Genomic DNA, 24,267 nt, shown 5'->3' with positions numbered 1-24,267 from the left:
GGCTTGCACACCTCAGGAATCTTCTTCTATATCCAGCAGCAGGTTTTCCAGCGCCTCGCGGTACTCGCCGGGCTCGCTCCACAAGCCACGCTGCTGGGCTTCCAGCAAGCGCTCGGTCATATCCCGCAGCGCCGCCGGATTATGTTCGCGGACAAAATCACGGGTGTCCGGGTCCAGCAGATAGGCATCGGCCAGCAAGGCGTACTGGTGATCGTCGATCAGGCCGGTGGTGGCATCGAAAGCAAACAGGTTATCGACGGTCGCCGCCAGCTCAAACGCACCTTTGTAGCCATGGCGCTTGACCCCGTCGATCCATTTCGGGTTCGCCGCCCGCGAGCGGATCACCCGGTTCAACTCGTCCTTGAGCGTGCGGATCTTTGGCAGGTCCGGCTGGCTGTGGTCGCCATGATAACTGGCGGCCTGTTCGCCGCGCAGGGTTTCCACCGCCGCCAGCATGCCGCCCTGGAACTGGTAGTAATCATTGGAATCGAGCAGGTCGTGCTCACGATTGTCCTGGTTTTGCAGCACCGCCTGGACCTGGCTCAAGCGTTGCGCGAACTGTCCACGTGCCGCCGTGCCTTCATCCTGGCCGCCATAGGCATAACCGCCCCAGTTCAGGTAGACCTCGGCCAGGTCCTCGCGGCTCTGCCACAAGCGCCCGTCGATGGCGTTCTGCACTCCGGCGCCATAGGCCCCGGGCTTGGCACCGAAAATTCGCCAGCCGGCCTGACGGGCCGCCTGTTCCTTATCCAGACCTTCGGCCTGCAACTGCTCGCGCTCGGCGCGGACCCGGGTAGCCAACGGGTTCATATCCGCCGGTTCGTCCAGGGCCGCCACGGCCTGCACGGCCGCGTCGAACAGGCGGATCAGGTTGGCAAAGGCATCGCGGAAAAACCCGGACACGCGCAGGGTCACATCGACCCGTGGACGGTCCAGCAGGCTCAGGGGCAGGATCTCGAAATCGTCGACCCGCTGGCTGCCGGTGGCCCACACCGGCCGCACGCCCATCAGCGCCATGGCCTGGGCGATATCGTCGCCGCCGGTGCGCATGGTCGCCGTGCCCCAGACCGACAGGCCGAGCTGGCGCAGATGATCGCCATGGTCCTGCAAATGCCGTTCGAGAATCAGGTTGGCCGACTGAAAGCCGATGCGCCAGGCGGTGGTGGTCGGCAGATTGCGCACATCCACGGAAAAGAAATTGCGCCCGGTGGGCAATACGTCCAGGCGTCCGCGACTCGGCGCGCCACTGGGGCCCGCCGGCACGAAGCGACCCGCCAGGGCATCGAGCAGGCCGTTCATCTCCGCCGGACCACAAGCATCCAGGCGCGGGGCGACCACCGTCAGCAAGCCATCGATGATCAGCCGCACATCGGTCCACAACGCCGTTTCCGGCCAATCGATCCCGGCTTGCAACGCCCGCTCGATCAGTTGCCCTGCGTACAGTTCCAGGCGCTCGCGGCTGTCACCGGCGGTACGCCAGGTTTCCTCGCTGACGCCTTGCAACGACTCAGGCCGGGGCCCATTCCAGGGTTCGGCCAGGGCGCAGTCCAACGGATCGAAGCCCATTTCAAAGGCCTTGGCCAAGGCCCGCAACAGGCTGGACTGGGCACCGCGCCCGTCGCCACGGGGAATCCGCAGCAAGGCCAGCAGCGTGTCGATGCGCAGGCGCCCGCTCGGCGATTCGCCGAACACATGCAAGCCGTCGCGGATCTGCGACTCTTTCAAGTCGCACAGGTAGGTGTCCAACCGGGGCAGCCAGATCGCCGCGTCGGCATCGCTGTCCAGGCCCGCGTCGAGTTGCAGTTCACGGTCGATCTGCGTCTCGCGGACCAGCTTGAGAATGTCACGCTGCAATTCGCGGGCACGCCGTGGGTCGAGCAATTGAGCTTCATAGTATTCGTCAGCCAGCAACTCCAGATCCCGCAGCGGTCCGTAGGTTTCGGCTCGGGTCAACGGCGGCATCAGGTGATCGATGATCACGGCCTGAGTGCGGCGCTTGGCCTGGGCACCCTCGCCCGGGTCGTTGACGATAAACGGATAGATATTCGGCAATGGCCCCAGCAATGCATCCGGCCAGCACTGCTGCGACAGCCCGACGCCCTTGCCCGGCAGCCACTCCAGGTTGCCGTGCTTGCCGACATGGATCAGCGCATGGCTGCCGTAGGTGTGTCGCAGCCAGAAATAGAACGCCAGGTAGCCATGGGGCGGCACCAGGTCCGGGTCATGGTAGACCGCGCTGGCATCGACCTGATAACCCCGGGCCGGCTGGATGCCGACGAAGGTCAGGCCAAAACGCAGCCCCGCGACCATCATCCGCCCGCCACGGAACATCGGGTCCTGTTCCGGCCGGCCCCAGCGCGCCATGACCGCCTGGCGATTGGCCTCGGGCAGGCGCTCGAACATCGTCTGGTAATCGGCCAGGGCCATACTCTGGTGACACGGCCGCAGGTCAAGGCTGTCGAGATCGTTGCTGACACCGCCGAGCAAGGCCTGGATCAGCGCCGTGCCGCTTTCAGGCAAATCCTCGCTCAACGGATAACCCTGCTCCTTGAGCGCCCGCAGGATATTCAGCGCCGCCGCCGGGGTATCCAGGCCCACGCCGTTGCCGATCCGCCCATCGCGGGTCGGGTAGTTGGCGAGGATCAGGGCAACGCGCTTGTCCGCATTGGGCAGCCGTGCCAGATCAATCCAGCGACGGGCCAGTTCGGCAACGAAATCCATGCGTTCGGGCTGGGCGCGGTAGCAGACCACATCGCTCTGGCTGCGCTCGCTGCGCCAGGCCAGGTCCTTGAAGCTGATGGGCCGGCTGATGATGCGCCCGTCCAGTTCCGGCAAGGCGATATGCATCGCCAGGTCGCGGGGCCCGAGGCCCTGCTCGCTGGCCTGCCAGCCGGGCTCGTTGTCCTGGGCGCAGATGGCCTGGATCACCGGGATATCCCGGCGAAACGGCCGCAGATGGGGAGCCTCGGGGCTGGACTGGGCAAATCCGGTGGTATTGAGGATGATCGAGGCCGCCACCTCGTCCAGCAGATCCTCCACCACACTCAGGCACGCGGGCTCCTTGAGACTGGCCACGGCAATCGGCAAGGGATTGAGCCCTGCCGCCTGCAAGCGCTGACAGAACACATCGACGAAGGCGGTATTGGCCGCCTGCAAGTGCGAGCGGTAGAACAGCACCGCCGCGACCGGTTGCCCGGCCTGCCAGTCGGCACGCCAGGCAGGCAGTCCGACGCTGCCATGGCGAGGATGATAGATCGCCGTGCGCGGCAAGGGTTGCGGCTCGGCCCAGGAGTAGTCGCGCCCCAACCAAAGGTTGGCGAGACAGCGATACAGGTCCAGGGCATTGCCCATGCCGCCCTGGCGCAGAAAATGCCAAAGCCGCCGGCCTTCCTCGGCGGGCACCGTGCTCAGGTCGCTCAGTTCCGGGTCCGGACGGTCGTCCCCCGGCACCAGGATCAAGGTCACCCCGCGCTCGGCCAGTTGCACCAATCGCTCGATACCGTAGCGCCAGTAACCGATCCCACCGTGCAGAGACAACAGAATGACCCGGGCGTGTTGCAGCACCTGGTCGAAATAGAGGTCGACCGAGGCGTGGTTCTGCACCTGCATGGGGTTGGCCAGGCGCAGACTAGGGTAATTTTCAGGCAGTTGCCGCGCCGCTTCGGCGAGCAATGCCAGGCTTGAATCGCCGCTGCAGAGGATCACCAGCTCGGCGGGGGTTTGCCCCAGGTCGGCGATATTGTCATCCGATACGAAACCGCCGGGCTGGGTCCTGAGCAGGTGCATGGGTCAGACAGTCAGCGCGGCGCGCAGGGTCGATTCGAGCAGCGCGGCATCCAGTTCCTGGCCGATCAGCACCAGGCGGGTGACACGCGGCTCGTCCGCCGTCCAGGCGCGGTCGAAATGCTTGTCGAAACGGCTGCCCACACCCTGGATCAGCAGGCGCATCGGCTTGTTCGGGATCGCGGCGAAACCCTTGACCCGCAGGATGCCGTGCTTGACCACCAGTTGCGTCAGGGCGTCCAGCAGCAGGCTTTCATCGGCTTGCGGCAGTTCGAGGGAGATCGAGTCGAAGGCATCATGATCGTGGTCGTCATGATCGTCATCGTCGTGGTGGTGATCATGGTGGCTGTGGCGACCGTCGATATGCTCCTCGGAACCGGCGCCCAGGCCCAGCAGCACGTCCAGGGGCAGGCGACCGCTGCTGGCTTCGATGACTTTCACCGCCGGCGGCAGCTCCTCGGCCACTTCCAGGCGCACCCGGGCCAGGTCTTCAGGGCTGATCAGGTCGGCCTTGTTGAGAATCACCAGGTCGGCGCTGGACAGTTGGTCGGCGAACAGCTCGTGCAGCGGCGATTCGTGGTCCAGGTTCGGGTCGAGCTTGCGCTGGGCATCCACCTGGTCCGGGAACGCGGCGAAGGTGCCGGCGGCCACGGCCGGGCTGTCGACCACGGTGATCACCGCATCGACGGTGCAGGCACTGCGGATTTCCGGCCACTGGAAGGCTTGTACCAGGGGTTTGGGCAGCGCCAGGCCGGAGGTTTCGATAAGGATATGATCGAGGTCGCCACGGCGCGCCACCAGTTCGCGCATCACCGGGAAGAATTCTTCCTGGACCGTGCAGCAGAGGCAGCCGTTGGCCAGTTCATAGACACGGCCATTGGCTTCTTCTTCGCTGCAGCCGATGGAGCACTGCTTGAGGATCTCGCCGTCGATGCCCAGTTCGCCGAACTCGTTGACGATCACCGCGATGCGGCGGCCCTGGGCGTTGTCGAGCATATGGCGCAACAGGGTGGTCTTGCCCGAGCCGAGAAAGCCGGTGACGATGGTGACGGGAAGCTTGGCCAGTGTTTTCATCGGATGCCCTTTGGCAAAGTGGCGGGCATACGGGACGAGAACCGCGGCCCTTGGGCGCGGATGCGTTCGCCACCGGATCACCCCGCCCGGTTGTAGTGAGAAACGGTGACGAGGCAGGTCTCCTGGCTTACGGTCTGGCGGTCGCGCTTGCTCTCGAAAGCAGGCGAACCGGCCGGGCCTTGCGCCTTCCCGCCCGTAGGCAGTGGCATTGCAGGGCTATCGAACCGTTTACAGTTGCGGGGGCAGCCGCGGCATACCGCGTTCCCTTCTTAGCTTCGGCCGAGCGCCGAAGAACCTCGAAGCTGCAAGGCTACGCAGTGCGCCGGGGCAGGTCAATCGCGAGCGCCGCTGTGGTTTAATTGCGCCCCTTTTCCCGCCCTGCCCGTTTCAAGGAATCCTGTTATGAACGCCACCGACATCACACAGGCCCTGGTTATCGGTTATGTCTGGCCGGAACCGCGCTCGTCGGCCGCCGGCGGGCACATGATGCAGATCCTCGAAAGCTTTCTCGAGGCCGGCTGGCGCATCACCTTCGCCAGCCCGGCCGTTATCGGCGAGCACAAGGCCGACCTGGCGAGCCTGGGCATCGAGGAATGTCGCATCGAGCTCAATAACAGCAGCTTCGACAGTTTTGTCGCCGACCTGCAACCCGACGTGGTGCTGTTCGACCGTTTCATGATGGAAGAGCAGTTCGGCTGGCGCGTGGAAAAACACTGTCCCGGGGCCCTGCGGGTGCTGGAGACCGCGGACCTGCAAAGCCTGCGCGATGCCCGCCAGCAACAGCTCAAGGCACGCCTGAAAGACGATCAGGACCTGAATGACTTCAGCACCCTGTTCGCCCCCGACCAGCGGCAGATGTTCGAACAGATGAGCGCGACCGATCAGGCCCAGCGGGAAATCGCCGCCATCTACCGCTCGGACCTGAACCTGATGATTTCCGATGTCGAGTCGCAGTTGCTGATCGAACAGTTCAAGGTCCCCGCGGCACTATTGCACTGGTGCCCACTGATGATCGACATGCCCACGGCGGCGTACCGCGATTTCGATGAGCGCGCGCACTTTCTCAGCATCGGCAACTTCCGCCACGCGCCGAACTGGGATGCCGTGCTCTGGATGAAGACCACGATCTGGCCGCTGATCCGCCAGCAACTGCCCACGGCCCAGTTGCATATCTATGGCGCCTACACCCCGCCCAAGGCCACCGCGCTGCACAACCCCGCCCAGGGCTTTCACATCATGAACTGGGCCGAGGATGCCTTGCAGGTCATGGCGGCGGCACGGGTGTGTCTGGCACCGCTGCGTTTCGGTGCCGGTATCAAGGGCAAGATCGTCGACGCCATGCTCTGCGGCACACCGAATGTCACCACCCCCATCGGCGCCGAAGCCATGCACGGTGAGCTGCCCTGGGCCGGCGCCATCGAAACCAGCGCCGTCGCCCTGGCGCAATCGGCCGTGCGTCTCTACCAGGACCGTGCGCCGTGGCAGCAGGCCCAGGCCAACGGCCAGGTGCTGCTCGCCGCCCGTTATGAGCGTCGGGTCCACGGCCCGGCGTTGATTGCCCGGATCCAGGCCTGCCGCAAGGATCTGGCGGCCCACCGTCGGAACAATTTCACCGGGGCGATGCTGCGCCACCATCACCACAAGAGCACCCAGTACATGTCCCAGTGGATCGAGGCGAAGAACCGCGTCGACTGAGCCTCAGGAGGCACCGAGGAGCTGGCGGATCTCGATCAGTTGCGCCGGCTCGCCGGCCACCACTACATGGGCCGACAACGGCGGCAGTTGCCGGCCCTCCGGCGTGCGGCTGGGCCTGACGGAGAAGTTGACGGTAATCAGCGTGCCATCGGCAAAGGTCGAGCGTTGCAGCAGGCGATCCCCGGACAACACCTGGAAATCGTCCATGGCCTGGCTGAACAGGCGCTCGTGCAAGGGCCGGAACACCTTGTCGTAGGCACTGATCAGCGGCAGGTCACGGGAAATCACCTGATCGTTCAGGTGATACAGCGGCGGCACCATGTACAGCAACTGCAGCAAGGCCGTGACATCACGTTCGCTGGAGAACTTCAGCGAGCCGTACTCCCAGTGATGGGTACTGACCAGGCTGTCATGCAGCGCTATCTGGTACAGCGGCAGGCGAAACTCGGCCGACGTCACGAAGCGCGCCACCTCCGGCTTGAGCGGGACCGCCTTGAAATACAGGTTGGGGGTTTCCGGCGGCCAGTAACCGCCCAGGTAATAACGCGAGCGCTTGTTCTTGCGCATATCCGCGTCCATCCAGGCAAAAGGCTGGGTGGCAATGCCATGGCTGAAGGCGATGATCGGCGCATAGAAGGCCTGCCCGCCCTCGCTGCCCGTGACCAGGTCCAGCGCCTGGACCGGATACGCCAGGCGCCGGCGGCGCGCCTCGGCATCCTGCGCCTGGCTGGTTTCCCGACCCGGTGTGTAATCACTGAACTCGGGACCGGCGGCGTCGACATCGAGAAAATAGCTGTTCAGGCGCCCCGCCCGCGCCACCGCACTGATCCGCCGCCGGGCATAGGCCTCGACACTGCGCGGATTGACAAAAACACCACGGCCATTGAAGCCCTGGACTTTCTTGCCCTGCTCGTCGGTATAACCGGCGGCGGCCAGTTCATCGCCCATCTTCGCGGTCGCCCAACTGGCCTGCAGATTCGACGGATGCGCGCTGCCGTAGCTGTCGTAGGCCGACACCAGGTAGCCGGCGGCCTTGGCCGCGTCCACCGCCTCGGGGTGCCAGAAGGTATCGCGCCAGTCATCGGCGCCCAGCCAGGCCCGGGCCAGACCCGCCCCCTGCAAGGCGGCAACGGTATCCAGGGACAAACCACCACCCCAGCGCTCGGCCGGTGCCAGCAGATCACCAAAGGCCTCGCGCAACTGCTGACGCACCGTTTGCGCCCAGGCCACCTCGGCCAGGGGATCATGATTGCCGGGCAAGGGTGCCTGGGCCTCACGCCCGATCACCGCGAGCAACCCGGCATTGATCGCCCGGATCACCTGGGTCCGGGCAAAAGGTGGGACCTGCCCAAAGGCACTATCGGCTTCACCCAACGCCAGCAGGAAGGCCTCGCGAGCCTTGAGCTCGAAGGCCCCCCAGAGCCTGGAGGCCAGGTGATCGCTGTCATCGCGGTGCTGAGCAAAAAAACGCAGGAACTCCGGCCAGTGCAGGATATCGCCCGCCTTCAGCGGTCCGGCATCCCACAGATAGATATGCGGCGCGCCGCCCAGACGGGCAACGTGGGGTTGAGTGTGGATTTTCTCGCGCAACGAGACGAACTGATCGTGATCGCGCAGCCATTGCCGGTACAGCCGTGCGCCGACCAGCGGTTCCCGCGGGCCGACGACGATGCGTACCCGGTAAGGCGCACCGGGGGCCAGGCGATTGAAGGCATGGCTGAGGGTCGGCAAGGGCCGGGCGTTTTGCGCCTTGATGCCAAAGCTGGTGTTGAACGGCGTCTCGACGATCCAGGTGATGGAACAGTCCTTGCGCAGTTCGGTCCAGAACGGCATCGACAACACCCCATTGAGCCGGGCCGGCTGATAACGCCGCAGCAGCCAGTCGAGCCATTTCGGATCGTCGCTGGGGATATAGGCGCCTTCGCCAAAGGGAATCGCATGGGCTTCGATCGCCCCGTCCTCGACGGGCCTGGGCCACTCCAGCCGCCCCGGTTGTCCGGCCTGCACCGTGACCACCAGGGCATTCCCATCGACCCCGACCTCGATCCTGAAATCCTGGTCCGCCTGTCGAACCCGCCAGCGGTTACCGTCTCGCCCGATGACCTGCGCGTCCTCGTCGAAGGCCGCGGCGCTGAGCAAGGCCGGGGACCGATGTTCGTCGCTGTGGTGCAGGGACACGGCCAGGGTCGCCGGGTCGACGACAAAGGTCCCTGAACGATGAGGCAGGTAGACCTGGGAAGCCCCTTCGACGCTCAGGGCCAAGGTCCATCCGAGCAGGGTCAGCCAGATCTGCAGGCAGTGACGATCATTCATCCACCGCGGCGGCATGACCTTCATGTTGTCCTCATCGATTCAGGTGTGTAAACCGATGAACCTTAACTGACCGAGGAGAAAAGCCCCTGTAGTCCGCTTCTCCTCAATTCGAGTGAAAGCACTAAAAATCTGTGGATGTGGGAGCGGAGCTTGTCGGATCGCCGCACCGCCGCGAAGCTTTCAGCGGCCTCACGGGCCCCTTCGCGGCGGTGCGGCGATCCGACAGGCTCCGCTCCTACAGCGGCCGGCGCAACAGGTAACAGTCCATGATCCAACCTTTGCGCTTGCGCGCTGCTTCGCGCACACGGCGAATCCGCTCGCCCACCTCGTGGAGCTTGCCGGCCACCAGCAGCTCGTCTTCGGTCCCCAGGTAGGCGCCCCAATAGATTTCCAGGTCCTGGTCGGCGAACTGGCTAAACGCGCAGCGGGCATCGAGCATGACCACCACATTGTCCAGATCAGCCGCGTCCAGCCGTCGCCCGGTGGTGATCAGCAGCGGCTCGCCGATGCGATTCAGGGGAATCCGATGCTGCGCGGCCAGCACCTGGATACTGCTGATGCCCGGAATCACCTCGACGGCAAACGCCGGACCGCCCAGCGCACGGACCCGCTCAAGGATTCTCAGGGTACTGTCATAGAGCCCCGGATCGCCCCAGACCAGGAACGCGCCGCACTCATCCTCGCCCAACTCCTCGTCGATCAGCCGTGCGAACAGGGCCGCCCGTTGCCGATGCCAGTGCTCGACACCCGCCTCGTAGGACGCCGCCGAGTCCTCGCGCACCGGATCACTGACCTGGACCTGCCGGCAACCGGGCTGCTGGATGTAGCGTTCGCAGATGTCCTTGCGCAAATTCAACAGATCGTCCTTGGTCTCGCCCTTGTCCAGCAGGAACAGCACCGAGGCGCGATTGAGCGCATTGATCGCCTGGACGGTGATCTGCTCCGGGTGGCCGGGGCCCATGCCGACCAGCAGAAGGGTTTTCATGACTGGCGCTCCGGTTGTCTGACGCCTGGCACGTCCCCCTCTTGGGTACGGCGCAACTGGCGCGATGGCAAGGATGAGGGCATTATCGGAAAGCGCCCACAACAAAAAACGACAAGTAGCCAGGCATGACCCGAGCAGCCCGCGTCACCGACCCCTCCTACGAGCTGATGGACGACCACAACGGCCTGTCGATCATCTATCGCCAGCATGGTTTTCCCTGCCCCCTGGTCCGTTGGCATTTCCACAAGGAATACGAACTGCACCTGATCGTCGCCAGCTCCGGCAAGGTGTTCATTGGCGATTATATCGGCAACTTCTACCCGCAGACCCTGTTCCTGACCGGCCCCAACCTGCCCCACAACTGGATCAGCCAGGTGGCCGAGGACGAAGTGGTGCCCAAGCGCGACATGCTGGTGAATTTCACCGACGAGCTGTTCGAAAGCGGTCATCTGGTGTTCGCCGAGCTGAAAACCCTGACACCACTGCTGGAACGGGCCCAGTACGGCATCGAGTTCCGTTGCCAGCACACCGTGCGCCAGGCCACGACCTTGATGCAACGTATCGCCGACTCCCAGGGAGTCACCCGGCTCGGTCACTTCCTGATCCTGCTGGAACTGCTCGGCAACTGTGACGATTACCAGTTGCTGTCGGGTGTTACCACACCACAACTGGCCGACGAGCACAATATCGACCGCACCAACCGGGCGGTCGACTATATTTTTGCCCACTATGCCCGGGAGCTGCCGCTGGAAGAAGTGGCCGAGTACCTGGGCATGAAGCCCACCTACTTTTCCCGGGTGTTCAAGCAGGCCACCGGCCGTTGCTTCGTCGAATTCGTCAATCGCCTGCGCATCAGCAAGTCCTGCGAATTGCTCGCGGACGGCGACAAGCCGGTGACCGATGTCTGCTTCGAGTCAGGCTTCAACAATATCTCCAACTTCAACCGCCGCTTCCAGCAACTCAAGGGCATGACGCCCTCGCATTACCGGCGTCTGGCGGTACAGCGCCTGACGGAGCAGAACCACGGCTGATGGCCCGGGTTCAAAGAGGAGCAGGGCTTGCCCGCGAAGGGGCCCTTGAGACCGCCAAAAGCTTCGCGGGCAAGCCCTGCTCCTACAGGTCGGCGCCGGATACAAACTTTGCGTACACGATAGACCTGGATCACGCTAGACGGAAGGTTGTGCCAGGGCGGCAAAACCACGCTGCAAGTCTTCAATCAGCGAGGTCACCGCCTCCAGGCCAATATGCAAGCGGATCACCGGGTGCCGTGTCGGCCCGGCAAATTGCCGCTCGCTCACATCCACCACGGTCACCAGGCTTTCATAGCCGCCCCATGAAGCTCCCAGCCCGAACAACTGCAACGCGCCGATAAAGCGCTCCAACTGTCCAGGATCGGCGTCAGCGAACTCGAACGACAGCAGCCCGTTGCTGCCACTGAAATCCCGCACCCAAAGCTCATGATCCGGGTGCGTGGACAAGGCCGGATGGAACACCTGGCGCACCTGCGGCTGCGCCTGCAACCAGCGGGCGATTTCCAGCCCCTGGCGCTGATGCACCTCCAGGCGCGCCGCCAGGGTCCGCGCACCGCGCAGCACCAGGTAGGCATCATCCGGGCTCACCGTGTTGCCAAAGCTGTCGCTCATACGCGCCAACGCCGGCCAGGCCGCCTCGGTGGTACAGACACTGCCCATCACCACGTCGCTGTGACCGCACAGGTACTTGGTCAAGGCCATGATCGAGATATCCGCCCCCAGGGCCAACGGCCGGTACTGGTAGCCCGAACCCCAGGTGTTATCGACCGCCAGCAGGATACCCCGTGGCTTGCACAAGGCCGCGATGGCCGGCAGATCGTTCAACTCGTAGAGCAACGAACTCGGCGACTCGCAATAGACCATACGGGTGTTGGCCTGCAGGCGTGACTCGATATCCCGGCCGTCCGCCGGGAAATAACCGACCTCGATGCCAAAGGGCGCCAGGAACTCCTTCGCCAGGCGCCGCACCGGGAAGTAGACGCCATCGGTAATCAGCACATGGTCGCCCGGACGCAGATAGGCCAGGAAGGTCTGCGCCACCGCCGCCAGCCCGGTTCCGAACAGACGCGTGCGGTGGCCGCCTTCCAGCTCCGTCACCAGGTCTTCCAGGGCAAAGGCCGTGGGATTGCCCCGAGCGCCGTAGCTCAGGACCCGTTCGCTGTCGCGACGGCGACGGGCGTCACGCATATCCGCCAGATTGTCGAACAGCACGGTGCTCAAGCGGGTGACCGGCACGTTCACCGAGCGCGGGCCGCTGCCCTTGAGGGTACGGGCCGCGTGAACCAGCCGGGTCCGCACATCCACGGGGGCCTTGGCCGGTGCCAGCGGTTTCAGGCTGGCGATTTCCGCCGGGGTCATCTGCGCCAGCAGGCCGGTTTCCCAGGCCAGGTACTGGCGTGCCGCGTCCTTGTTGCCGGAATGGCGGTCGTGGGTGAAAAACAGGAAGTCGATGCAACGCTCGTCAGGCAACACCGACGCATCGTTGACCAGCGTCAGCCCGGCCGCTTGCCAGGCCGACAGGTCCGCGCTGGAAAACCGCACCTGTTGGCGCTGGGCCTCGGGCAGTTCCAGGGCCGCCAACTGCGCCACGGCGATATCGTCCGCCAGCAGCACCAGGGGCCGCTCTTCGCCCGCGACTTCAGCGGCGAGCAACGAGCGGATCGACCAGCGCGAACCGGCCAGATGGGCCTTGCGAAAAGCCATGCTCGAACGCAGGTCGATCAGCACCAGCGCGTCTTCGGCCAGTTCACGGGACAGCTCCTGCGCCTCAAGCGCGGGCAACTCGGGCAACGGCAAGGCTCCCGCCAGCGGCAAGCGCAAACCGCTATACAGCCCGTCTTCCAGGACCCGGGCATCGTGCCCCAACTGGCGCAACCAACTGGCAACGATGGGCGCGCGCACGCCATCATCGTCGAACACCACCACCCGCGCCTGGCGCACACCGATATACAAATCGGTGGCCTGGATCAACTGGCCTCCCGGCGTGTGTTGCGCGCCCGGCAGGCTGCCGAGACCGAACTCCTCGGCACTGCGCACATCGCAGAGGAACAAACTGCCGTCACCCGCTTGTGCCCAGGCCGTGACCTGGGCCGCCGTGACCGTCTGCACCTCGGCACGCCGGGCCAGCGTACGGGCCGCCTCGCGCTGCTGCTCGATACCCACCGGCGGCGCCACATCGCTGTAGCGTCGGGTACTGCCATGCTCCAACTGAAGATCGGCCAGGAACCAACCTTGCGTGCCGTTTTCCAGGGCATAAACCGGGTTTTTCACCCCGAGATTGATCAGCGTCTGGGCCCCGATAATGCTGCGGGTGCGCCCGGCGCAGTTGATCACGATCGGCGTCGACTCGTCCGCCACCAGGTCGTGCAGGCGATAGCCCAACTCACCATTCGGGCAGCAGACCGAGCCCGGAATGGTCATCTTGCGGTATTCGTCGAAGGGTCGGCCGTCCAGCAGTACCAAGGATTCGCCCCGGGCCTGCCAGTCGGCCAGTTCGGTCGCGCTGATATGCGGCGTATGACAGGCTTCTTCCACCCATTCGCCAAAGGCCTTGGACGGCACATGCACGCCGGCGAACAACTGCAGGCCCGCCGCCTGCCAACCGTCGGCGCCGCCCTGCAGCACATGCACCTGCTCATAACCCAATGCCTGCAGGCGTTGCGCGGCACGGGCAGCCAGTTCGCCGCCATTCTGGTCGTAGATCACCAACCGCACCCGTGGCTCGGGCGCCAGACGCCGGGCTTCCAGTTCCAGGCGGCTATAAGGCAAATGCACCCCGTGAAACAGATGGGCCTCACCGTACTGACCGTGCTCACGCACATCGAACAGGGCGATTTCCCGCCCGTCGAACAGCCATTGCTGCAACTGTGCCGGTGTAATGGTTTTACTCACACAAACCCCGCTTTCCAGTGAAGAGCTCATTCCAGCACCAACGAGCGCTCGCCCGCGGCCAGTTCACGGCCCCTGGCGTAGGCGCGCTGCACCGCCGGACGGGCCTTGATGCGTTCGCGCCAGGCGTTGATCGCCGGGTAGTCGCCAAGGTCGAAACCCTGCCGGGCGGGCTGGATCCAGGGGAAGATCGCCATATCGGCAATGCTGTATTCACCCGCGACAAAGTCCTGCTGGGCCAGGCGTCGCTCCAGTACTTCATACAGCCGGGTGGCTTCGCCCCGCAGCAGGTCGAGGGCAAAGGGAATCGGCTCCGGGGCCTTTTCCCGGAACAGCTGCCACTGGCTCAGGTACGGCGTGATATGCCCCACCTGCCAGAATAGCCACTCCTGCACCCGCCGCCGCTCGCGGCTGCCGGCCGGCGGGAGGAACTGCCCGGTCTTGTCGGCCAGGTAGTTGAGAATCGCCCCGGACTCGAACAAGCTCAGGGGCTCGCCGTTGTCGGCCGGCCGGTGATCGACAATGGCCGGAATCCGGCCATTGGCACTGATCTGCTGGAACGCCGCTTCACGCTGCTGACCCTGGCGGATGTTCACCGGCAGCAGGCGATATTCCAGCCCCAGCTCCTCGACCAGAATCCCGACTTTCAAGCCATTGGCCGTCGGCCAGTAATGGAGGTCGATCATGCCGCGTAGGCCTTGATCGAAGGCGCCATCTGCGAAGCGTTGTAGTTGAGGATACTGCCGTCGTCCTGCACGCCATAGCGACCATTGAGGGATTCCAGCGGACGCCCGTAGAGATGGAAATGCAGGGTCGCCTGCTCGCCATCGACACGGATGCTGTGCAGGTCTTCACCGAGGAAAGCGATGGAGATGCCCGGCTGGACCACCACTTCGCGCTCAAGCTTGAGCTCGGCACGTCGAGGGTCGCTGCCGTCGTCACCGCGGGCATAGACGCGGTTGAGTTCCTGGCCCTCGACAGCACTGATCACCGCCCAGGTTTCGTGGTTGTGGGCGATGGTGTTCTTGCCCGGCAGCAGCGAGTTGAGGTACAGGGTCGGGGTCTCGCCATCGTCGTTCAGGCGATAGCGGAAGGCGGTACTCCCCTCACCCGCCACCGGTGCCGGAAAGGCTTCGAAGTTGAACAGGTCGCGGCGCTCGGCAAGGTCTTCCAACAGGGCGACGATCTCTTGCAAAGCGGCACGGTCAACACCGCGCTGATGGATGGCACGGATTTTCACCAGGAAAGATTCGATCACGTTGGCGCGTTCGGTGGTGCTCATGGGCAGGCTCCTTATCGGGTGGATCACGGTCAGACGGACAGGCTGTAGCGGCTGATATTGCTCAGCAAATACGGATCGGGTTGCAGGTAGCGACGGCCGGCATCGCCCAGGGCATGCCGGAGGAATTCGCGGGTGCGTTCGCTTTGCGGCTGCTGGAACACCTGGTGGGCGCTGCCGGATTCGACGATCAGGCCGTTTTCGGTGAAATACACCCGATCGCTGATCTCCTCGGCAAAGCGCATTTCATGGGTCACCAGCACGCAGGTCATGCCCTCTTCGGTCAGCTCGCGAATCACCGTCAGTACTTCGCCGACGGTTTCCGGGTCGAGGGCCGAGGTCACTTCATCGAACAGGATCAGTTCCGGGCGCATGGCCAGGGCCCGGGCAATCGCCACCCGCTGTTGCTGGCCGCCGGACAGTTGCCCGGGAAAGGCGTCGACCTTGTGCTCCATGCGCACTTTGGCGAGCAACTGCCGGGCCTCCTTCTCCGCATCGGCGCGGCTGCGGCCCAGTACCTTGCACGGGGCGATCAACAGGTTGTCCAGCACCGACAGGTGCGGGAACAGATTGTATTGCTGGAAGACGAAGCCGACCCGCTTGCGCAACTCGATCAGCTCGGCCTCGCGGTGCAGTTGGTGCACCTCGGTGGCGCCGACGCGAATGCTCCCGCGCTGGGGTTTGAGCAGCCCGGTGATGCAACGCAGGATCGTCGACTTGCCCGAACCCGAAGGCCCGATGATGGACACGGCCTGGCCACGCTGCACATCAAGGTCGATGCCCTTGAGCACCGCGTTGGCGCCGAACGACAGGTGCAGGTCGCGCAGGCTGACGAGGGGTTCAGTAGAAGGCATAGCGTCGCTCCAGGCGTTGGGTCAGACGGGAAATCGGGTAGCAATAGGCAAAGAACAAGGCGAGCACGCTGAAGTAGATCAGCACGGTGAAGCCGGTGCGGTTGACGGTGTTGCTGGCGATCTGCGCGGTGTCGATCAGGTCATGCACGCCCACCAGCGACGCCAGTGCCGTGCCCATGGTGATCACCGCGTAGAGGTTCATCCATGGCGGCAGCATGCGTTTGAAGCACTGCGGCAGGATGATCGAGCGAAACAACTGGCCGCGACTGAAGGCCAGGGAGCGCGCGGCTTCCCACTGGGTGCCGGGAATCGAGCCGATGGCCCCGCGAAAGATCTCGGCGACGTTGGCACTGGCCGGCAGCGCCAGGCCGACGGTGACTTTCAGCCAGTCGGGAAACGGCAGGTAGGTGCCGCCGATATGGATCTCGAAGGGAAACACGTAGGTGGTGAAGTAGATCAGCACCAGCCAGGGCGCGTTGCGAAACAGCTGCACCCACAGCCGTGCCGGCAGGCGCAGGATCCGCAGCGGCGACAGCCCCAGCGCACCGATCAGCAAACCCAGCAGCGAGCCGATGACAATCGCCAGCAGGCTGATCAGGATATTCTGCGCAAAGCCCACGGCCAGCGCCGGCGACCATTGCCACAAGGACTCAATGACCATAACCGGGCATCCTCAACCGCGCTTCCAACGCCCGGCCCACACAGTTGACGATAAAACTCAGGATCCCGAAAAAGCTCAGCATCAGAATCATCAGTTCCAGCACGTTGTCGCTCTGGGTCCAGATCATGATCGAGGCGTAGGTGATATCACCTACGGCAATGGCCGAGGCCACGGCGGTCATCTTCACCAGGTCGATCAGGTTGTTCACCAGTGACGGCAGGGCAAAGCGCAGGGCCAGCGGCAACTGCACATTCCACAGCAACTGGCGACGACTGAAGGCCAGGGAACTGGCGGCCTCCATTGTCACCGCCGGCACCGCCTCGATCCCGGCGCGCAGGGCTTCGGCATGGAAGGCGCCCTTGTGCAGGGAAATCACGATCACCACCCAGGCAAACGGCGTCAGCGGGTTGGCCGCGCCCACCGCCTGGGTCAGCAGCATGTTCAGCACCAGGAAGGCGCAGTAGAGCTGGACCAGGGTCGGCGTATTGCGCGTGACCTCGATAAATAGCCGCGCCGGACGCGACAGCGCCTTGTTCCCGCTGGTCAGCATCGCCGCCAGGGTGAGCCCCGCCAACAGGCTGCCGATAATGGTCAGCACACACAGCAGCAGCGTGGTCCAGGCCCCGTCGATCAGGCTGCCGCGTTGGTAGCCGTCCAGCAGGAAGCGGTAGTTGAGCCCCAGGTGGGCGGCCCACTGCACAAAGGTTTCCATCACGCCGGGCCCTCGCCCAGCCGGGCACAGGCGGCGGCAATCCGGCGGCCGGCCTCACGCACGCTGTCGGTGGCCGTGGCGATCGACAGACGGAACCACGGCGACAGGCCATAGGCGCTCCCCGCGACCCCGGCGACGCCCTCCTCCAGCAGATAATCCACCAGTTCGTTGTCGCTGCCGATGACCTGGCCGTCCGGGCGCAGGCGGCCGATCAGGCCGGCACAACGGACAAAGACGAAAAAACCGCCCTCGGGTTGCAGCACTTCGAGCCCGTCGACTTCGCTCAAGGCGGCCACCAGTAGATCGCGGCGCTCCTGATAGGCCGCCACTTGCGGCTTGAGGAAATCCAGCCCGCCTTCATAAGCCGCCAGGGCCGCCGCCTGACTGACCGACGAAGCACCGGACGCCGATTGCGACTGGACCACGCTCATGGCCGTGGTCAGTGCCTGGGGACCGGCGCCAAAGCCGATGCGCCAGCCGGTCATGGCATAGGTCTTGGACACCCCGCCCACCAGCAGGCAGCGCTCCTGCAGATCCGGCGCGACATTGAGCAGGTTCAGCGGCGACTGGCCGTCGAAACGAATGTGCTCGTACAGTTCATCGAGGAGCACCAGCACCTGGGGATGGCGGCGCAGTACCTCGGCCAGCGCCCGCAGTTCATCGGCGCTGTAGACCGCACCGCTGGGGTTGCCCGGGCTGTTGAGGATCAGCCAGCGGGTGCGCTCACCAATCAGGCCGTTGAGCTGCGCCGGAGTCAGCTTGCAGCCCTGCTCCAGGGTCGAGTGGATAAACACCGGTTCGCCGCCATTGATCCGCACGCTGTCCGGGAAAGACGGCCAGTACGGCACCGGCACCAGCACTTCGTCACCCTCGTCGAGTGTCGCGGCGAAGGCATTGAAGATGATCTGTTTCGCACCGTTGGCGATCACGATCTGGGGCACGGCATAGTCGAGGCGATTTTCGCGCTGGAGTTTGCGCCGCACCGCCTCGCGCAGCGCCGGTACGCCCGGGGTCGCGGTGTATTTGGTCGCGCCGGCGGCGATGGCCGCACAGGCCGCTTCCTTGATATGCAACGGGGTATCGAAATCCGGCTCGCCGGTGGTCAGGTCAAGCACGTCGCGACCGCCGTCGCGCAAGGCCGTGGCCCGGGACTTGGCCGCCGCATTGGCCGACAGCGAGACCTTCTGCACCCGTTTGGACAGTCGAACAGTCATGGCAGCACCTTGCCTGGATTGAGCAACCCACGGGGATCGAGGGCCTGTTTGATTCGGCGCATCAGGTCCAGCTCCACCGGGCTCTTGACCTCGGCCAGCAACGCGCGCTTGCGTTGGCCGATACCGTGCTCGGCGCTGATGGAACCGCCGTGGGCGTGGGTATTGCGATGCACCAGGGCGCTGAGCGCCGCGTAGTGGGCCATATGCGCTTCGACCGGCTGGCCGAGGGGCGCGGCGACGTTGTAGTGCAGGTTGCCGTCGCCGAGGTGGCCGAAAGTCAGGTTGCGCACGCCGGGGAAATGTTCCTGCAACAAGGCATCGGTCTCGCGGACGAAGTCGGCGATGCGCGAGATCGGCAGCGAGATATCGTGCTTCATATTGCGCCCCTCGCGGGCCTGGGCTTCGCTCATGTTTTCCCGCAACTGCCACAGCGCGGCGCTCTGGGCCAGGCTTTCGGCAATCAGCGCATCGGCCAACAGATTCAGCTCGAAGGCCTCGCCCAGCACCCGCTCGAAAGCATCACGGGCATGTTCGGCGCTGTGGTTGTCGGACAGCTCCAGCAACGCGAACCAGGCTTGCGGTGCCTGGGCGAAGGGTTGCGGGTCATCGGGAAATTGCTGGCGCAACAACGCCAGGCAGGCGGCGGACATCAGTTCGAAAGCCGTCAGGTCGGCGCCAAAACCGGCGCGGGCATGGGACAGGAAGGTCACCGCCTGCTCCAGGGAGTCGAATGCCAGCAACGCAGTGCTCTGGGCCTTGGGCAGCGGAAAGAGTTTCAAGGTGGCGGCGGTGATAATGCCCAGGGTGCCTTCGCTGCCGATAAACAGGTCGCGCAGGTCGTAGCCGGTATTGTCCTTGCGCAGACCGCGCAAGCCGTTCCAGATATCACCGTCGGCGGTCACCACTTCCAGGCCCAGGGTCAGCTCGCGGGTATTGCCATAACGCAACACACCGGTGCCGCCGGCATTGGTGCCGAGATTGCCGCCCAGGGTGCAACTGCCTTGCGCACCCAGGCTCAGGGGAAACAGGCGCCCGGCGTTACGGGCCGCGTCCTGCAGGTTCTGCAGGATACAGCCGGCCTCGACGGTGACGGTGTCGTTGTCGGTATCGATCTGGCGGATGCGGTTCATGCGGTCGAGCAACACCAACACGCTGTTGCCCGTGGCGTCCGGAGTGGCCGCGCCCATCAGGCCGGTATTGCCACCCTGCACCACCAGCGGCGCACCATGGTGGGCGCAGACCCGCACCACGGCGGCGACTTCCTCGGTACTGGCCGGGTGCACCACGGCGACGACCCGGCCATGGTAGACACGGTGCTTGTCGCTGAGGAACGCGCTCCCGGCGATGGAGTCCTGGACATGGGCCGCGCCCAGCAGTTGTTGCAACTGCGCGAACAACCCACTCATGGGAGCTGCGCCAGTGGAGCCGCATCCTTGAACTGCTCATGCAACTGCAACAGCGCTTGAGAGGGCGGCATGCCGGTGCGCTTGCCCAGCTCGATCAGCCAGCCACTGCGGTGCCAGTCACGGACAATCGCGTCGAGACGGGCCTGGATATCCTTTTCGCCCTTGCGCACCCAGATCACCGAATTCGACGGGATCAGGTCGGTGGGCAGCGGGATTTCGTAGCCGGACCATTCGGCCTCGTCGAGCAGGCTGTGCATGGTCGGGCTGACGTGGACCGCGGCCACGCAGCCATTGCCGCGCAGGGACAGCAGCGATTCGGACTGGCTGCGGAAGGCCTTGATCTGCGCGCCATAGACTTCCTGCAATGGCTTGGTGAAATTGCTGCCCTGGGAAACGCAGACCGGCTTGCCCTTGAGGTCTTCCCAACGGGTGATGCCGGCGCCTTTGCGAATCAGCGCCGCGCCGCCGACTTCTTCGTAAGGCGTGGGCACATAGTCGAGGATCTCGGCGCGTTCTTCGGTGAACTGCATATTGGCGATCAGCGCATCGACCTTGCCCTGTTGCAGGAACTGCACGCGGTTGGGTGCCAGTACCGAGACGCTTTCCAGCTCCACGCCGAGGCGCTGGGCCAGGCCCTTGGCGAGCTCGACGTTATAGCCCTGATGAGCACCGGTGGCCGGGTCGATGGTGCCGAACGGTGGACCGCTGAGGATCACGCCGATACTGATCTTGTGCCGCGACTGGATCTTGTCGAGGGTGGCATCGGCCTGGGCCAGGGAGGCGAAGAGCGCCAGGGCGAGGGGCAACAATCTGAGCATGTAGAGTATTCCTTGAATGCAACATCGGTCTGTAGGAGCAGGGCTTGCCCGCGAAGCTTTTAGCGGTCTTACGGACCCCTTCGCTGCAGTGCGGCGTCCCGACAAGCCATGCTCCTACAATGAACGGGGCTGCCTGCGAATCGGCGTGAGAATCAACCCTTGAACTGGTTATGCAGCTCCACCAGCGCCGGCGACTTCGGCGAGATCTGATTACGGCTCTCGGCCTCGATCAGCCAGCCGCTGCGGTGCAGGCCCTGGACCACCGTGTCCAAGCGCTTCTGGGTATCGACCTCGCCCTGACGGGTCCAGATCACTGACGGGGCCGGGTTCAACTCCGGGGTGATGGCGCGATAGTCCTGCCACTCCGGGTTGCCCGCCAGCAGCGGATTGATCAGCGTCGCATCGTGGACCGCCGCCACGCAGTTGTTGCCGCGCAGTGCCAGCAGGGACTCCGAAGAACTCTTGAAAGCTTTCAACTGCGCGCCCAGTTCACTCAGCGGCTTGACGTAGCTGCTACCCTGGGAGGTGCACACCGGCTGCCCCTTGAGGTCTTCCCAGCGAGTGATCTTGCTGCTCTTCAACACCGCCGCGGTACCGCCGACCCTGTAGAACGGCGTCGGCACATGCCCCAACTGGCCGTCGCGCTCCGGCGTCCACTCCATATTGGCGATCAGCAGGTCAACCTTGCCCTGCTGCAGAAACTGCACGCGGTTGGCCGGCAGCACCGGCACCAGTTCGACATCAACCTTCAGGTCCTGGCCCAGGGCATTGGCCAAATCGACATTGAGGCCCTTGGGCGCCTGGGTCGACGGATCGATGGAACCGAACGGCCCGCCGGACAACAGCACGCCGACCACCAGTTTGTGGCGCTGCTCGATCTTGTCCAGGGTGGTATCGGCCTGGGCCGCAGCCACCGCCCCCAACGCCAGCACGGCGCCGATAAAAGCAGGAAGCAGGCGTTGGCCCGGTGTGCGCTTGAACGACATGACTATCCCCTCGATGGCAATCGGCGTATCCCGACCTTGTTGACCTGCATGCTAGGGAGCGCCAGGGACGAACGGAAATTCAAATATCTAATATTGTTATAACTTTCTGGTTATTAGCTTTTGAGAAAAACGGCATATCCCCTGTTTACTGGGACTTTCAGCGTTCAGAATAATTTAGGCTCGCCAAATACATCAGCATCTGTAATCTATTGGCAATCGCCCTTGATATGAATTCGAGCCGCCATGCCCTCTCCGACCCTGGATCTGGAACTGCTTCGCACCTTCGTCGCGGTGGTGGACCATCACAGTTTTGCCGAAGCCGGCCAGCACCTGGCGCGCACGCAATCGTCCGTGACCCAGCAGATGCAACGCCTGGAACAGCAGGTGGGCGTCAGCCTGTTCCAGAAACAGGGCCGGCAGAAACAGCTGACCGAGCCGGGGCGGCAGTTACTGCGTCATGCCCGGCAACTGTTGTCGCTGAATGACGAGGCGCTCAATGCCCTGCAGGAAAGCCACTTGAGTGGCGTGCTGCGCATCGGTTCGCCCCACGATATCGCCGACACCATCCTGCCGCCGATCCTCAGCCATATCGCCCGCTCGGCACCGCGCCTGCGCCTGGAAATCGATGTCGGCCGCAGCCCCTACCTGATGGAAGACCTGCACCGGGGCAAGATCGACATGGTCATTTCCACCCGCGAAGACTCGCGGCTGCAAGGTTTTGCCCTGCGCACCTCGCCGGTGTGGTGGATCTGTTCGGCGCAGTACATCCATGTCCCCAGCGAACCGCTGCCACTGATCCTGGTGGAAGAACCGAGTATCTACCGGCGCTATGCCATGGAAGCACTGGAGCGTGAGGGGATTGCCTGGCGCCAGGCCTACCTGGCCTCGAACCTGATCGGCATCAAGGCGGCGATTCGTGCCGGACTCGGCGTGACGCCGCGCAGCATGGAACTGCTGGGGCCGGATATGCGGGTACTGGGGGAAAACGATGGCTTGCCGCGTTTGCCGGATGTGACCTATCACCTGTGGATCCGCCCCAACACGGTCAACCCGCTGGTGCGCCGGGCCTATGATCTGATTCGTAGCAGCCAGGGGTTGTAGGCGCTCAAGCGCTCATTCCCCACCTCCACCGCCGCGATGACCGTCAGCCCGTAACCCAGGCTCTTCGGGGACAGCGCTAAAAATGGAATAAAAATCCATTTATCCACCAAAAATCAATAAATAAGTGCGTACCCTTGAAATAATATTTACCCGATAACCGCCGTCCACTCATGAACAGGCCGGACCATCAACTGCCCGGAGAGCCCTATGAGCCCGTTTCCCGACCTTCGCCTGAACGGCACGATTCTCCTTCAGCAACTCCGTACCTTGGGCGAAGTCGGTACTGATCCCTTGAACGGCGGACGCACCCGAATTGCGCTGACCGATGCGGATAAGTCCGCGCGCGACCAACTCGTAGCCTGGATGAAAGAGCTGGATCTGGAGATCCAGATTGATCGAATCGGCAACATTTTCGGCACACTCCGTAGCGCTGCTGATCAAGATAGACAAGCCCCGCTGATGATCGGCTCGCACATCGACACGGTGACCAATGCCGGGGCGTTGGACGGCTGCTATGGGGTGCTGGCCGGTCTGGCCGTGGCGCGCGCCTTCCGCGAGGCCGGGGTGCTTCCGGCGCGCTCTATTGTCATCGGTGCGTTTACCAATGAGGAAGGTGTTCGCTACCAGCCGGATATGATGGGCTCACTGGTGTACGCCGGGGGACTGTCGATTGAGGACGCCTTGGCCACCATCGGCACGGACGGCACGCGCCTCGCCGAAGAGCTGGCACGCATCGGCTATGCCGGCGACCTGCAACCGGGAGCCATCGTCCCCCACGAATACCTGGAACTGCATATCGAGCAGGGGCCGATCCTCGAGGCGGAAAACACCTTGATCGGCGTGGTGGAAAACCTCCAGGGAATCTCCTGGCAACAGGTGATCGTGCAAGGCAATGCCAACCACGCGGGCACCACCCCTACCCGCTTGCGTCATGACGCCGGCTACGTCGCCAGCGCGGTGGTGGCCGAACTGCGCAAGATCGCCATGGACTCGGACGACACCACCCTGGCCACCGTCGGCTGCATGAATTTCGAGCCGAATGTGATCAACGTCATACCGCGCAAGGCCAGCTTCACCGTGGACCTGCGTGATCCCGATGAAGCACGGCTGGCAGCCGCCGAACAACGACTTTCCCGGTTCCTTGCCAAAATTTCGGAGGCCGAGGGCGTGCATATCAGCACCACACAACTGGTGCGCTTCCAACCGGTGATATTCGACGCCGGCCTGGCCGACGAGATCGAAGCCAGCGCCCAGAGTTTCGGCTTCAGCCACAAGCGCATGACCTCGGGCGCGGGCCATGACGCACAGATGATTGCGAGAATTGCCCCGTCGGCGATGATCTTCGTACCCAGCCGTGGCGGCATCAGCCACAACCCGCGCGAGCACACCGATGACGATCAGTTGATCAAAGGTGCCGAGGTGCTCCTGGATGTGGTCAACCATCGCCTGAACGTCCAGCTGTAGCA

Annotated in this window: 18 protein-coding genes and 1 riboswitch; of the genes, 4 read left to right on the top strand and 14 right to left on the bottom strand. The window is 64.1% G+C overall.

Going from position 1 to position 24,267, the window contains the following annotated elements; translation table 11 throughout:
* Positions 1–12: 12 nt before the first annotated feature.
* Both cobN and cobW read right to left on the bottom strand, forming a co-directional pair.
* Complete coding sequence (cobN, locus tag M5B42_RS11495) at positions 13–3,786, bottom strand: cobaltochelatase subunit CobN (protein ID WP_248745891.1); 3,774 nt, start codon at positions 3,784–3,786, stop codon at positions 13–15.
* Positions 3,787–3,789: 3 nt separating this feature from the next.
* Entirely contained in the window at positions 3,790–4,857 is a 1,068-nt protein-coding gene (gene cobW / locus M5B42_RS11490) for a cobalamin biosynthesis protein CobW (protein WP_283099739.1), read from the bottom strand.
* A 94-nt stretch (positions 4,858–4,951) separates the two neighbouring features.
* Positions 4,952–5,171, bottom strand: a riboswitch (cobalamin riboswitch).
* An 88-nt stretch (positions 5,172–5,259) separates the two neighbouring features.
* On the opposite strand from cobW, the gene M5B42_RS11485 reads away from it, so the two are divergent.
* On the top strand, positions 5,260–6,552 hold the full coding sequence (locus M5B42_RS11485; RefSeq protein WP_248745889.1) for a glycosyltransferase family 4 protein: 1,293 nt from the start codon (positions 5,260–5,262) through the stop codon (positions 6,550–6,552).
* A 3-nt stretch (positions 6,553–6,555) separates the two neighbouring features.
* On the opposite strand, the gene M5B42_RS11480 is transcribed toward M5B42_RS11485, so the two are convergent.
* Both M5B42_RS11480 and cobF read right to left on the bottom strand, forming a co-directional pair.
* Positions 6,556–8,889 (bottom strand): glycoside hydrolase, encoded by a 2,334-nt coding sequence (locus M5B42_RS11480; RefSeq protein WP_248745888.1) that lies wholly within the window; start codon positions 8,887–8,889, stop codon positions 6,556–6,558.
* Between the two features lie 211 nt (positions 8,890–9,100).
* Positions 9,101–9,850, bottom strand: a complete 750-nt coding sequence (cobF, locus tag M5B42_RS11475; RefSeq protein ID WP_248745887.1) for a precorrin-6A synthase (deacetylating) — start codon at positions 9,848–9,850, stop codon at positions 9,101–9,103.
* Between the two features lie 125 nt (positions 9,851–9,975).
* Between cobF and M5B42_RS11470 the strand changes: the two genes are divergently transcribed.
* On the top strand, positions 9,976–10,881 hold the full coding sequence (locus tag M5B42_RS11470; RefSeq protein ID WP_100943409.1) for an AraC family transcriptional regulator: 906 nt from the start codon (positions 9,976–9,978) through the stop codon (positions 10,879–10,881).
* A 135-nt stretch (positions 10,882–11,016) separates the two neighbouring features.
* Here the strand turns inward: M5B42_RS11470 and metC are convergent, their stop codons facing one another.
* The 10 genes from metC to M5B42_RS11420 form a co-directional block, all read right to left on the bottom strand.
* Positions 11,017–13,773 (bottom strand): cystathionine beta-lyase, encoded by a 2,757-nt coding sequence (gene metC, locus M5B42_RS11465; protein WP_248745999.1) that lies wholly within the window; start codon positions 13,771–13,773, stop codon positions 11,017–11,019.
* Between the two features lie 26 nt (positions 13,774–13,799).
* Positions 13,800–14,456: a glutathione binding-like protein gene (locus tag M5B42_RS11460; RefSeq protein ID WP_248745886.1), complete on the bottom strand. Its 657-nt coding sequence runs from the start codon at positions 14,454–14,456 to the stop codon at positions 13,800–13,802.
* Positions 14,453–15,052, bottom strand: coding sequence for a cysteine dioxygenase (locus M5B42_RS11455; RefSeq protein WP_248745885.1), 600 nt, complete (start codon positions 15,050–15,052; stop codon positions 14,453–14,455). The genes M5B42_RS11460 and M5B42_RS11455 overlap by 4 nt, the downstream gene beginning before the upstream one ends.
* 29 nt (positions 15,053–15,081) lie before the next feature.
* Complete coding sequence (locus M5B42_RS11450) at positions 15,082–15,903, bottom strand: amino acid ABC transporter ATP-binding protein (protein WP_248745884.1); 822 nt, start codon at positions 15,901–15,903, stop codon at positions 15,082–15,084.
* Positions 15,890–16,564, bottom strand: coding sequence for an amino acid ABC transporter permease (locus M5B42_RS11445; RefSeq protein ID WP_248745883.1), 675 nt, complete (start codon positions 16,562–16,564; stop codon positions 15,890–15,892). The genes M5B42_RS11450 and M5B42_RS11445 overlap by 14 nt, the downstream gene beginning before the upstream one ends.
* Entirely contained in the window at positions 16,554–17,276 is a 723-nt protein-coding gene (locus M5B42_RS11440) for an amino acid ABC transporter permease (protein ID WP_177099118.1), read from the bottom strand. Before M5B42_RS11440 ends, M5B42_RS11445 begins: the two co-directional genes overlap by 11 nt.
* Entirely contained in the window at positions 17,276–18,490 is a 1,215-nt protein-coding gene (locus M5B42_RS11435) for an aminotransferase class I/II-fold pyridoxal phosphate-dependent enzyme (protein WP_248745882.1), read from the bottom strand. Before M5B42_RS11435 ends, M5B42_RS11440 begins: the two co-directional genes overlap by 1 nt.
* The gene (locus tag M5B42_RS11430) at positions 18,487–19,896 is read right to left on the bottom strand and encodes an FAD-binding oxidoreductase (protein ID WP_248745881.1); all 1,410 of its coding nucleotides are present in this window, start codon (positions 19,894–19,896) and stop codon (positions 18,487–18,489) included. Before M5B42_RS11430 ends, M5B42_RS11435 begins: the two co-directional genes overlap by 4 nt.
* On the bottom strand, positions 19,893–20,714 hold the full coding sequence (locus M5B42_RS11425) for a transporter substrate-binding domain-containing protein (protein ID WP_248745880.1): 822 nt from the start codon (positions 20,712–20,714) through the stop codon (positions 19,893–19,895). Before M5B42_RS11425 ends, M5B42_RS11430 begins: the two co-directional genes overlap by 4 nt.
* A 152-nt stretch (positions 20,715–20,866) precedes the next feature.
* On the bottom strand, positions 20,867–21,700 hold the full coding sequence (locus M5B42_RS11420) for a transporter substrate-binding domain-containing protein (protein WP_248745879.1): 834 nt from the start codon (positions 21,698–21,700) through the stop codon (positions 20,867–20,869).
* 243 nt (positions 21,701–21,943) lie between these two features.
* Here M5B42_RS11420 and M5B42_RS11415 point away from each other — a divergent pair, with 243 nt between their 5' ends.
* Positions 21,944–22,801: a LysR substrate-binding domain-containing protein gene (locus tag M5B42_RS11415; RefSeq protein ID WP_177099122.1), complete on the top strand. Its 858-nt coding sequence runs from the start codon at positions 21,944–21,946 to the stop codon at positions 22,799–22,801.
* 207 nt (positions 22,802–23,008) lie between these two features.
* Entirely contained in the window at positions 23,009–24,265 is a 1,257-nt protein-coding gene (locus M5B42_RS11410) for a Zn-dependent hydrolase (protein WP_248745878.1), read from the top strand.
* Positions 24,266–24,267 lie beyond the last annotated feature (2 nt).

The sequence above is a fragment of the Pseudomonas sp. MWU12-2037 genome (genome assembly GCF_023242345.1).
GTDB lineage: Bacteria > Pseudomonadota > Gammaproteobacteria > Pseudomonadales > Pseudomonadaceae > Aquipseudomonas > Aquipseudomonas gingeri_D.
This window is presented reverse-complemented; position numbering and strand designations above follow the sequence as displayed.

Coding starts and splice junctions, on each gene's coding strand:
- cobN (WP_248745891.1), bottom strand. CDS start 3,786: ATGCACCTGCTCAGGACCCAGCCCGGCGGTTTCGTATCGGATGACAAT.
- cobW (WP_283099739.1), bottom strand. CDS start 4,857: ATGAAAACACTGGCCAAGCTTCCCGTCACCATCGTCACCGGCTTTCTC.
- M5B42_RS11485 (WP_248745889.1), top strand. CDS start 5,260: ATGAACGCCACCGACATCACACAGGCCCTGGTTATCGGTTATGTCTGG.
- M5B42_RS11480 (WP_248745888.1), bottom strand. CDS start 8,889: ATGAAGGTCATGCCGCCGCGGTGGATGAATGATCGTCACTGCCTGCAG.
- cobF (WP_248745887.1), bottom strand. CDS start 9,850: ATGAAAACCCTTCTGCTGGTCGGCATGGGCCCCGGCCACCCGGAGCAG.
- M5B42_RS11470 (WP_100943409.1), top strand. CDS start 9,976: ATGACCCGAGCAGCCCGCGTCACCGACCCCTCCTACGAGCTGATGGAC.
- M5B42_RS11460 (WP_248745886.1), bottom strand. CDS start 14,456: ATGATCGACCTCCATTACTGGCCGACGGCCAATGGCTTGAAAGTCGGG.
- M5B42_RS11455 (WP_248745885.1), bottom strand. CDS start 15,052: ATGAGCACCACCGAACGCGCCAACGTGATCGAATCTTTCCTGGTGAAA.
- M5B42_RS11450 (WP_248745884.1), bottom strand. CDS start 15,903: ATGCCTTCTACTGAACCCCTCGTCAGCCTGCGCGACCTGCACCTGTCG.
- M5B42_RS11445 (WP_248745883.1), bottom strand. CDS start 16,564: ATGGTCATTGAGTCCTTGTGGCAATGGTCGCCGGCGCTGGCCGTGGGC.
- M5B42_RS11440 (WP_177099118.1), bottom strand. CDS start 17,276: ATGGAAACCTTTGTGCAGTGGGCCGCCCACCTGGGGCTCAACTACCGC.
- M5B42_RS11435 (WP_248745882.1), bottom strand. CDS start 18,490: ATGACTGTTCGACTGTCCAAACGGGTGCAGAAGGTCTCGCTGTCGGCC.
- M5B42_RS11430 (WP_248745881.1), bottom strand. CDS start 19,896: ATGAGTGGGTTGTTCGCGCAGTTGCAACAACTGCTGGGCGCGGCCCAT.
- M5B42_RS11425 (WP_248745880.1), bottom strand. CDS start 20,714: ATGCTCAGATTGTTGCCCCTCGCCCTGGCGCTCTTCGCCTCCCTGGCC.
- M5B42_RS11420 (WP_248745879.1), bottom strand. CDS start 21,700: ATGTCGTTCAAGCGCACACCGGGCCAACGCCTGCTTCCTGCTTTTATC.
- M5B42_RS11415 (WP_177099122.1), top strand. CDS start 21,944: ATGCCCTCTCCGACCCTGGATCTGGAACTGCTTCGCACCTTCGTCGCG.
- M5B42_RS11410 (WP_248745878.1), top strand. CDS start 23,009: ATGAGCCCGTTTCCCGACCTTCGCCTGAACGGCACGATTCTCCTTCAG.